The organism is Pseudomonas sp. 05T35, from assembly GCF_056396605.1.
In genome coordinates this window covers 1-10,693 of the sequence record NZ_JBFTLU010000143.1, presented here as the reverse complement: position 1 = coordinate 10,693, position 10,693 = coordinate 1, and the positions used below count along the sequence as shown (strand labels likewise).

Annotated in this window: 8 protein-coding genes; 2 read left to right on the top strand and 6 right to left on the bottom strand. The window is 57.4% G+C overall.

Annotation, left to right across the window (positions count from 1 at the left end; translation table 11 throughout):
• The first annotated feature begins 73 nt into the window (after positions 1 to 73).
• Complete coding sequence (locus AC1DH9_RS13420; protein WP_477806097.1) at positions 74 to 316, top strand: hypothetical protein; 243 nt, start codon at positions 74 to 76, stop codon at positions 314 to 316.
• Positions 317 to 1,745: 1,429 nt separating this feature from the next.
• Here AC1DH9_RS13420 and cas5e read toward each other — a convergent pair.
• Genes cas5e through cas3 form a run of 6 tightly spaced genes read right to left on the bottom strand, consistent with a single transcriptional unit; the run spans position 1,746 to position 8,680 of the window.
• Positions 1,746 to 2,453 carry a type I-E CRISPR-associated protein Cas5/CasD gene (cas5e, locus tag AC1DH9_RS13415; protein ID WP_477806096.1) on the bottom strand — a complete coding sequence of 236 codons (708 nt, stop codon included), beginning with the start codon at positions 2,451 to 2,453 and terminating at the stop codon, positions 1,746 to 1,748.
• A 3-nt stretch (positions 2,454 to 2,456) separates the two neighbouring features.
• Positions 2,457 to 3,476, bottom strand: a complete 1,020-nt coding sequence (cas7e, locus tag AC1DH9_RS13410) for a type I-E CRISPR-associated protein Cas7/Cse4/CasC (protein ID WP_477806095.1) — start codon at positions 3,474 to 3,476, stop codon at positions 2,457 to 2,459.
• A gap of 2 nt (positions 3,477 to 3,478) precedes the next feature.
• Positions 3,479 to 4,120, bottom strand: a complete 642-nt coding sequence (gene cas6e, locus AC1DH9_RS13405) for a type I-E CRISPR-associated protein Cas6/Cse3/CasE (RefSeq protein WP_477806094.1) — start codon at positions 4,118 to 4,120, stop codon at positions 3,479 to 3,481.
• The gene (gene casB, locus AC1DH9_RS13400) at positions 4,117 to 4,665 is read right to left on the bottom strand and encodes a type I-E CRISPR-associated protein Cse2/CasB (RefSeq protein ID WP_477806093.1); all 549 of its coding nucleotides are present in this window, start codon (positions 4,663 to 4,665) and stop codon (positions 4,117 to 4,119) included. The genes cas6e and casB overlap by 4 nt, the downstream gene beginning before the upstream one ends.
• Positions 4,666 to 4,676: 11 nt before the next feature.
• Positions 4,677 to 6,161: a type I-E CRISPR-associated protein Cse1/CasA gene (gene casA / locus AC1DH9_RS13395; protein WP_477806092.1), complete on the bottom strand. Its 1,485-nt coding sequence runs from the start codon at positions 6,159 to 6,161 to the stop codon at positions 4,677 to 4,679.
• On the bottom strand, positions 6,161 to 8,680 hold the full coding sequence (gene cas3, locus AC1DH9_RS13390; protein WP_477808282.1) for a CRISPR-associated helicase Cas3': 2,520 nt from the start codon (positions 8,678 to 8,680) through the stop codon (positions 6,161 to 6,163). The genes casA and cas3 overlap by 1 nt, the downstream gene beginning before the upstream one ends.
• Before the next feature lie 1,718 nt (positions 8,681 to 10,398).
• Here cas3 and AC1DH9_RS13385 point away from each other — a divergent pair.
• Positions 10,399 to 10,693, top strand: a 295-nt coding sequence (locus AC1DH9_RS13385; RefSeq protein WP_477808281.1) for a hypothetical protein, incomplete at its 3' end; no start/stop codon positions are given.

The following is a 10,693-nucleotide window of genomic DNA, read 5'->3' as shown; positions in this document are numbered from 1 at the left end:
GGCCCTGACAACACGCTCGAGGCCGTTTGCCGCGTGGTCGGGATCTGACCTCACTTGAGAAGGAAGGCACACCATGCAAAGCCATGGCTTCAGCCCTGCTGAACTGGAAAAGATCCACGCCGAAATCGCCAAGCTGATAGACGACACCATCAAACTGAGTGCCGAATCCCGTGAGTTCAACGCCGAAGCCAGCAAGTTGAATACCGAAGCCAGCAAGTTCTCCCGCGAAATCTTCTGGTATCCGATGGCCGCGGCGACGGGACTGGTGACCGTAGTGGCAGGAGTCACCACCCTCGTTATCAAACTGCTCAGTTAACCCAACGTAACGTCACCGTCACTTGCCAAGAAGTCACTGCCAGCCATCCCGCTCACTTCTGAACTATGAAGGCGTCAATTCGGATTTTTCTGCCGTGCCCAAGCCTCCCCATACCTAGTGGAGGTCTTATGCCCACCAACATCCCCGCTGGTCCGAGCGTACTTTCGCGCCTCCACCCTAGAACAGGACGTTGAGCAAAATCGGCAATTGTTCGAAGCGTTTGCCGCGCAATATGGCTAGCTCATCGCCAGGTTCTACCCGGAAAACGAATCCGCACCGATCGGAACTGTTCCGTCTGCTCGATGACTCCCGACTGGGGGACATCCTATTGTGCGAGCAGGTGGACCGCCTCAGTCGGTGAATGACGCGGACTGACAAACCCTGTGCAGGATCATCCGCGCGAAGGGGACAGGTGGCCGCGCCCAAGTCCACCGTGCAGAAAGGCAGATGCTCCTTGCCCTTGAAGGTAAGTGATGAGCGTGACGAAACCCTAGCCGCAGGACTGAAGCACGAACGAAACTTGCGGCCGGTTGAAAAGCTGACCGAAGGTTTACGGCTGCCCGAAAGGAACCGACAGGAAGGGCTCAATTGCTCCCGCAGGGCAGAGCTTTGCCCGCTACTTTTAGCTACCTTTTCTTATATATATTAATATTTAATTATTATTTATTTATATTAGAAAGGGAGGCTAAAAAAGCGAAAGTTTTCTAAGTGAGAATAACTCGTATCGAAAACCCTCAAAAATTAAGTCGCTAAGTATTCTTGGTTGACTTAGTGACTTGTTTGTCAGGCAAAGTCTTCGCGAGTCTGTTCGCGGTTGTTTTGATAATTTCTAATGTAATCAATGTCTTGAGTGTTTTATCCGATTATCGCTTTTGAGAAAAGGTATTGCTATCAGCGCTACTCTAGCTACTCGTTTAAACAAACGAATAAATAGCAAGCGAATAATCGGTCGGGTATCCGATAAATACTCAGTACTAAAGCGTAATATTTCAAAACTAGGTATCCGGTCGAGTAGTCGATACCCAGGTTTTGTTGCCTCGTTTTCCGCGCACTGGCCGCCATTGCGGCCTAGGCTAAGTTAATGCGCCGGTGAACAGAAATACCCCACCTTCGTGGGGAATCCCGCATGTGGGTGTAGAGATCCAGCGTCTTTTCGGAAACACCCCACATCTGTGGGGAAGACCTTAGGGCAGGGCAGGCCACGGACACGTAGGCAGAAACACCCCCACACGCGTGGGGAAGACTTCAAGGTGGGTCTGGTCGACACCATCACCACGGAAACACCCCACATGCGTGGGGAAGACGCGCGCTGCCGGCGATCCGCCGACCAGTACACGGAAACACCCCCACATGCGTGGGGAAGACACCAACATTTAGACGCTTTCAGCTTCAATACCTCAGCATGTTGTGGTTCATCCGCTCGCTGGGTTTAGCTGGGTTTCAGCACAGTCACCTGCCTGACCTGGTAGCGCTTGTGCTCCCCGAAGGCGAGCGGTACGTCGTTGAGGATAAAAAGCTCTCCTTCAGCTTCGGCCTGGACAACCCTGAAGGACAGGGCCCGTTTCTTGTTCACGGCGATTGCCGCACCAGCACGCAAGGCCTCACATGCTGTCACGTACACACCTTGGTTGATCAAGTCACTCGGCACACAGCATTTCCTGCCCAGGTAGAGCGGCCACACGGGGCTGTCCAGACCTTCGATCAGATCTGCCTCGAGCGCGGCCGGCACTTCGAGGGCGACGGCAAAGGCCATGTCCTGTAAGTAGTAACGGTGAGTGACTTTTGCCCCAGAGCCATTCGGTGAACCTCCATCAGACGTCTTGGGAACCATTAACTTTTCCCAGGGCGAGTCGCCGTAACTGCTGCCCACCATCTGGAAGTCACGCAGCAGTGGTAGCCGGGCCATGGGTTTGCCCTTGCGATCGGTGCGCACATAGGCGTCGACCTGCATGTCCAAATTGGACCATTGAGCGAGCCATTCCTCTTGCGGGCCAACGGCACCGATGGAGCAGCACAGCAAGCCGAGCACCCCCGACTTGGTCGGGAAATCGAGGCTATCGCGCCGGGCGAATTTGGAGTCATGCCCCCATGATTGAAGCGGCGCCTCGAGCCACATCAGCAAGTAACGATTGGCCATGGCTCAAGCCTCTATGGCGGCAACGAGATCTTCGACAAGGCGGTCAATCGAGTAGTCCTCGTCGACGCCGAACCTCAGATCCTTGATCTTCCCGAAGCGGCTGCCGGCCAGTTTCTCCTTGCGCTGCAGCTGTTCGTCCAGGGCCTTGATGCTCGGCTTCAGGAAACCCTCACCAGTGGATTTCACCGGCTCATCGAAAGACAGCAGCAGCGGCTGACCGGTACGCACCAGCACTCGCGCGTAGTCCCAACTGCAGGCGGCGGCCATGGTGGTTTGGCGTGCACGCGGTACCTGGTCGAAGAGGGAGTAGGTGAAGGCTTTTACCGCCTTGGCCACGTCGCCGCTGCCAAGGCTGTTCAGCAGTGAAGCCACATCGAGGGAGATGTAGCGGTAGTAGGTGGCCGAATTGAACTCAAGGACATCCAGGTGAGCTGCCCCTCTGGTGTCTGGGTTGTCATCTAATGCACTGAAGAAGTCGAACTCGGTCGAGGCCCGGTGTGTCGAGATGGCATGCGAGAAACTGCAGGCCGCTTCCACCTGCAGCTCTTTGTGATTGGCAACCATCCGGCCGAACAGAGCGATATCCAGGGCATCGAGGTTCTTGTTTAAGACAGCCTTCGAAGCCTTGATCAGCGCCTCCGCATTGATGGCGGCCGGGTCAAAGTCATTTTCCTTGGCGAACTGGGCAAACGCCTCGGCCTCATGCTTGCCGATGAAGAACAGCGTCTTGTCGGCCAGAATGTTCGCCATGGCTGTACCGCAGGCAACGGCCTGTTCCTCGTTAGCACCTGCAGCACTGCAGGCCGCTGCGAGGAACTGCGCGACGTGCTTGGTGCGGTGGCCGAGGGTAATCCCTTCGTTATGCAGGCCGAGGCGTACAGGACGCTTCCAGCACTGAGAGCTGACTCGAGCGCGAGTGGTGCCGCCGACGATGGCTGTCTTGGGCGAACCGACATCATCCCGGTTCAAGCAGGAGACCGGGAAGGACTGCAGGATGTGGAACTCGATGCGCTTGTTCTTCATTGTCAGTGAGTCCTATGAGAAGCCGGAGTGAGTTGGAGCAGGCCGCAACCCCAGGCGCGTGCCCGGCCGATTCCACGGCGGAATGAATGGGAGAATTGTTCGTGATCGACAACTGACAGGACGCCCTCTACATGGGCTTGCGTGATCGTGACTTGGCGATTGGCCTTCTCTTGGAATAGAGCAACGTTTACCGGGCCCACGCTCAGGTTGGCTGGGGCAATGGCAAACCCCCAGCTGGAGCTCGCGCGTTCGGCAAACCATTGTGCGATCGCCTCTGCCCCTTTGACCGGCACTAGTACCTTGCTGGTGCCGCTACGCCGCGTCGGGTTGACGATGACCTTGAACCGATACTGATCGTGGTCGAGGAAATCGTCAGAAATGTAGAGGCTGCGGATGTCGACAACAGTACCGACAATGCAGTTCTTGGGCGTCCGGTCGGCCAGCAGCAGGATCCTACGACCGTCCTTCGTGTTGCCCTGATCGGCGAACAGGATCCCACTGCTTTCGCTAGCGATCTTCTGCGAATCGTTGCGCACGTCATCGAACAGGCTGTAGACCACCCGGTGCAGTGAGTAACAGTCCGTCACTTTCAGGTCACGGACGGCCTTGCGATCGAGGTGCAAGACGCTGGCAATCATGCTCATAGATCCTCCCCGGCAGTTTCGTAAATGGGTTGCCCATAGAACTCCATGGCCCACTGGCGCTTGATGCGCTGGGGATCGTGCGGGAAGCTGCGCAGCTGATGCATGAGACGCACATAGTCGAGCCGCTGGTTGCAACGGCTGTCAATCAGGGGCAGCAGATAGCGAAGGTAGGTCGAGACTTCGGTGAGCGTGTCGCAGGCGATCAGGCGGCGGAGCCGAGCGATGGCGCCGTTGCTGTTCACGCCATCGTCGAAGGATTCTGCCAAGGCCTTCCCGAGCTTCATCTCACCGTTTTCCTTCGCCCCGTGCATGGTTCTGGAACGGGCAATGGTGCCGGCTACAGTGAGTGCCGGGATGCATGCGTAGTCGTCCTCGAGGTCAATGCCAAACCGGGCGAGGAAATCCCATGCGTAGTGTTCCTGTGACGGCCTGATAGCTCTGCTCAGCTTTGCTGCAGTGCCGGTATCGGTCTCGCACTTGCGGATCACAGCGCCGACAAAACGCTCGGCAAAACTGGATGAGTGTTTTGGGGCGGTTGTCTGCATAGCTCGGCCTCCTAAGTGAGGTATGGCTTGATGGTGATCCGAAACTTGGCCCAGGCTGTCATCTGGCGTACCGATGATTTCGCGCAAGTAGCGTCGAATGCGAGGAGGGCGTGGTTGGCGAATTTCCGCCTGAGTTTCATGCGCTCAACTTGTGAATCGGTACCCGGTTCGCAGGCATAAACCAGCGCTTGGAAATCGCGCTCAACCATTTGCCAAAATATGCTCTCAGCGGTGTTAGCCCGTTCTGATGCGGCTTTTTTGTGGGCACTGAGCATCTTGTAGTAGCCGATCACTTGGCCTGCCAACGTGCGAGACAGCTGTTCGAGATCATCCAGTTCGGTCTTGACGGCCGTAAACATGACTTCGCCGAGGGCCGTGCTGTGCAGCCACACGATCGACTCGACATAATCATCGCCGGCCTGAACATACTGTTCACCAAACTGGTTCTTGAGACGGATTCCGCCAGCCCAAACGGCAAAACGCGGCAGGGTACGGCGGACACGGTTGAGACCTGTCTTCAACTGCAGACACTGAAAGCCAGTACTCGAGGTTTCGCCAAACAGCGCCAGCATCGAGCTCAGCTGGCGCCACGGACGGCGCTCAGGATCGACCCACATTGCCCGCGGATTGCCGCCGGTGTGGTCCACGGAAACGGTGGGATCTGCTCGACCGTCCTGGTAGCCAGGATGCTTGAGGCCTTCCGTTATGTGCAGGTGGTCTTGCTGTAGCAGGAGAAACCGACACATGGGTACTAGGCGGCCCATCAGGGAATTCTTCAGGTCTCGTGCCGCCGGGCAGTCTTCGCCTGCCGGCATGCGCTCCCAAGGGGCAACACCCAGGCCTGAGCTATACATCTTGCTCGCCTGGATCTGTTCATGAGTCAGCAAGTTGATATGCAAGGTGTCGAGTAAGGCATCGGCCAAGATCATCGAATGCTGTAACCCTGGATTGGCCAAGGCCGGTCCCGGTGGCGCGCTGCTCCCTTTGTGCTTACCGTTGTAGCCGGTTGACAACACGAGGCTGTTGTCACACTGCTTGCCGGCGAAGGCGAAGGACATGAGCGTCACCAGCAGAAGAGCCTTTTCCGCATCGTCGAGTGGGCGTACTTGCTGGATCTGCGTCAGTACGGTGGTGTTGCCGTTGGATACATGAGGAATCACGCACCCATAGGGCTTGGGCTTTGCTGTCGCGACGGCCGGCAGTTGCAGAAACGGGTTCTCTCCGTACAGATAAAACGCAGACTTATGCTCGTTGAAGTAAGACAGGCAGCGGCTGGCCATGGTCTGAGCATCCAGGGTGCTCCACTCGGCCTCGTCTGCCGGCGTGCACACCGCTTGGGTGATGGCCTGCAGCAGTTTGAAGAGCGCTACCTTCTGGATGGAGGTGCCTCCAATGGCGCGAAGTTCGAAGCAGCTGAAGATGTCACGCAGACTGACCAGTCCCTGGTTGTCGACTGGAATCCACTTTTCATGCAGCAGGTTGAATCGATTCTTCATTACAACCTCAGAGCCCGGTAGCCGAGCGTGGGCAGATAGCTGAGGTTGAGTCCCTTGTGGCCCGGCCCACCTGAGGGCAGGGTGATGCCACCGCGGCTGTCCACGATCACCACGCGCAGCAGGGCCTCCTTGCACTCAGCGTCGCCGAGGTAGAAGCAGTGGTGCAGGCCGAGGGTGGTCAGGGCTTTGACGGATTGAGCCTGTGGGGCGCTGCTGGCCGGAACGCTGACCACTTCACGCATCAGTTCGGCGCTGAGGGTCCGCCACTGTTCCGACGTCATGGCGCTGCGTGAACGGGGGATGGTCAGCATCTTCCCGCTGCGCAGGGTGAGATGCGAATTGCGGTCCGGCCCTGACTGAGCATCACGCACTAGTAGGACCTCAACCGATGGCGTATCGCTGTAGCGGGTTTCTGCTTTTTCCTCGGGCAGGGTTTTCCCGTCTGTGGCCAGGGTCAGGCACGCCAGCTGGCGCAGCGCCTTGCGCCCCTTGCGTCCGTTACGGTTGGGAGTGCCTTCATCCAGTTCGTTTAGTAACGCATCTAACTGGCCGTGCTCCTGGCGGATGGCATAGGTGGTCTCGATCAGCGGCCTGATATCGGTGGGCAGGGTGATGCACTGCAGCGACTGCCAGCACTCTAACGAGCGGCACAGCACATAGGGGCTATATACCGCAGCGCTCAGGCCAAACGCTTCGCTGGCATTCTTCAGCGCGCTCTCAAGGCTTGGTGCAAGCAGCCAAGCCTCACGGGCAGCGCTCGGACTGCGTGGCGTTTTACGTCCATGGCGCCAGAGCCGGCCCAAGCGCTGAAGCAGCATGTCAGTGGGCGCGAAGCGTGATACCAGGAAGTCGGCGTCAATGTCGAGTGACTGTTCGAGGACCTGGGTACCGACAAGAATGCGACCCTTGGCTGTTCTGGTAGGCCAGCCGGGTTTACCGAACTGGGATGCCCAGTATGTTTCGTTTGTTTGTCGATCCTGGTGCGTGAAGCGTGAGTGGAGGAGGCCGCATTCGATGTCGAGCGCTGTGGCATGCTGGCTGAATGCGAGAAAGCGCTCCTGGGCATCGCCGACGGTATTTTCCACCCACATCACTTGCTGGCCCATTTGCGCGCGTTTCAAGGCTTCAGCGAGAGCCTCCTGCTGATCGTTGAGCAGGCATAGTTTGGTGGTTTTGGCGGTATCGGGCTCGACCGGACACTCGGCCAGCTCCCCTGCGGAGGGGGCCGCAGTGATCAGTGGATAGGCGTCCGTCGATATACCGTCACCCAGCAGGGCGCGACGCCGATCGATGCTGAGGGTGGCGCTTAGGATGATGACTGTGCACTGCACTGATCGCAGCAGACCCACAAGTGCATCTAGGATGGTGCCCGTGTAGCCGTCATRGGTGTGCACCTCGTCGAGAATTACCACCTTGCCGGCCAGGCCAAAGGTACGCACGAAACCGTGCTTTACGTTCATGCAGGCCATCAATGCCTGGTCTATGGTTCCTACGCCGAACGGCGCTAGCAGGCCGCGCTTCCTGTGGTCAAACCAAGAGCCACCGGGTTTGCCTTCCTCACCCATCTGCAGCCGCTCCATCAGCCAGGCTTTGCCATGCAGAAGATGAGTGCGCTGTGCGCTGCCCGGTGTCAGGATCCGTTCGAGGAACGGTGTGAACCGATCATGGATCTTGTTGGATGTCAGCTGTGTGGGAAGGCCGAAGTAAATTCCGGTGGCCTGCCCTGAGGCCAGCATGCGATAGGCGCAGTACAGCGCCGCCTCGGTCTTGCCAATGCCCATGGGGCCCTCAAGCACATAAACGCCGGGGCCCGTGACCTGCTCGATCAGTTTCGCCTGCGTAGCATTGGCGCCGTAGTTCTTGAACACGTCGGAAAATGACATGCCGGGATTGACAGTGGGCATGACAAAGCCGGCCTCGTCGACGGCCCGAGCAATGCTCCCCTCCCAGGGTAAGGTGGGGTTTTCGAAGAAGGGGCCCGAGCCGATCCAGTCCGAAACGGACGTCAAGCCGGCCACGACACGAGCTATTGCCTCAGACGGAATATCCGGCCACTCCATCCCCATCTGGTCTTTGAGAGCCTGGATCAGTACAAGGCGCTGGCACTGCCACTCGGCTCCACCAAAGACTGGGTCGTCAGCCAGCCTGCCGATGAGCACGGGTGAAAAGCCGTGATGCTGACCGAGGATCTCGGGCACAAAGGCTGGGGCGCCAGCCGCCGCGGCAGCTAGTTGGCTCACGCCCGCATGGCCGCCCCATTCATTCTCGTCTTGTGGATTGACGGCGCTTAGTTCGGGGATGTCTGCTACGCCGTCGGTGCACGCCCGGCGCAGCTTCTCGATAAAAAACGGGCTCACCTTGCCTATGTCATGCGCTGCCGCGGCCATGGCGGCACCAACAGGAAACAACAGTCCGGAAAGTGCTTTCGGGTATCGTCCGATCAGTTCCTTGGCCACCTCTCCGACGATACGGCAGTGGTTCTCCACGGTGCGGCCGGCCAGCACCTTTTCGCCGACCATAAACGTTTTGGCCGGACAGCGAGCCAATGGAACAATCGGGAATATGACACATTGACGCCTCGGTGGGCTGCTGAACACCTGAGACCCTTCCTGTCGGAGTCGGGATTATTCGGCGCCTGAAGCTTCGCAGTCAGCCATGGTGACTTCGCCCGTGCGGAAAATCATCAACTCCCGCTCTCCGATAGCTCCTTCGGGTACGCTAGTTGCTGTCGCAGCGGTTTCCCGTAGAGCAGAGAGAAAAGGGTAATGCCAGCCGATAACTCTGTGAGCCTCAGCGTCTCGATCTAGATCTCTTAGTGTGGCGCAGTGATTCAAGTTTCGCCGCCAAACCGTGTAGCCAATCGTCGGCGAGTTCCTCTGGATAGTGATCAGTTGCCTGGCTGCGTCCTATCCTGGAGAGCAATCTGTTCGTGCGTACTTTGTTGGGGCACCGGATGCGATTGTGCAGAGCATCCAGCGCTATCAGCAGCACGCTGGGTTTGATGTGTTGAGCTTGTCCGGGTGGCCGTTGATTGAAGAGGTCGAGCATGTCACCGAGTGACTGCTACCCCGCCTTTAGGTGAAACCAGGTTCCATTTGGGTCGGGGTTTTTTTTTTTGAATGGTAAGTCCCCCTTCGAGAGTGATGCATACCTCTCGACTCTGCTCGGAGGTGGTAACGATCCTACAAGGGAGTGTGAAAGCTCTGGTGGAATGGGTCGATTGCGACCTTGATGTCCCGTGGCGAGTGGCCTTCTTCGGTACTCGCCACGGGGGGCAACCGCCTCCAGCATCAATCAGAACCAGACACCACAAACCGGGCCTCTCTCAACTCCAACCGCCTATCGCGCGTCAGTTGCTTGATTCTTTCTTCCGGCAGCGCTGTCACCTTGGCCGTGGCGCGGCCAAAGCCGAGTAGTCTCAGGGCGCCAGAGTCATGGATAAGCTCAAGGTGATGATTTCTATCAGGGCCTGGTCGAGATCTTCTGGCGAGACTCACTCCAGCTCGCACTCGGCGGATTCCCAATGCGCTCGGCTGCGGATGACAACCGGGCCATTCTCGACCAAGTGAAGAAACTCCCCACGGTGCAAGAAGTCCCTCTGCTTAATGCCCATGTCAATGGCGTGTTCCACGGCGGCAGTGATTCTTGAGCCCTGCCGTGTCACCGCGAATGCCTCCAAATCTGTCGGGTGACCTTCACTGAATGCCCCGGTGATTCACGTCGACCACCGTACGGATCATCCGCAGCAGCTGTTCAGGCTGGTGTTGATGCAGTTCCACTTGGGTGGTCACAGCAGAGAGTAGCGCCTTTTCGTAAGACTGGCTGGCGACCGGTTCGGCTCCGATAAAGGTCTCGTCGCGGAAAATTTCTTGAGGGGGGGGATCAAAACTTCTGTGACCCGGATCTACCGGCGATTGGTGATGCGTTCGCGGGCCGCCTCGATCGCCGCCAACGTGTGGATGATTTCTTGCTGAGATTACAGAATCTTGGGCGATCCAGGACGCTCAGGGCGCCCGATCTATCCTCACCGTGAGGGCAGCTTGCTATAGATGAGCTTTCATCAAGGTTCTCCCTAGCCCAGATTTTCTCTAGGGCCCTCTATGTTCCTACGCAAGAGAGTTGAGTTTTATTTTAATAATTACGTCCTATAGTGAATGGAACGGCTCTGTGGCTCACAGATGGCTCCCTCGTCATCAGTTTGGGCTAGCTCCAAAGCAATCCCTTTGGGAGAAATGCTATGCCTAGCGGTGGAGTTCACATCACGATCTTGGAGCGCACTTCCTTGAGAGGCGACTTCCACGAGATCATCGGCCGCTTGGATGGGGCAGCAGACTCAGAAGATGCGAAGTTAATGAAGTTTGCCAAGCTCGGAGCTATTGGTCCTGATCTTTTCTATGCGATGGCGGACTACAATCCAGATTTGATAGAACTCGTCAGCTTTCTCAGCAAGCTAGGCGGCTCTTATGAATGTGTCACAAAATTGATGGCTCGCATTGACCAGAAAATTTCGAAAGTCGAGTCAGATCTAACTC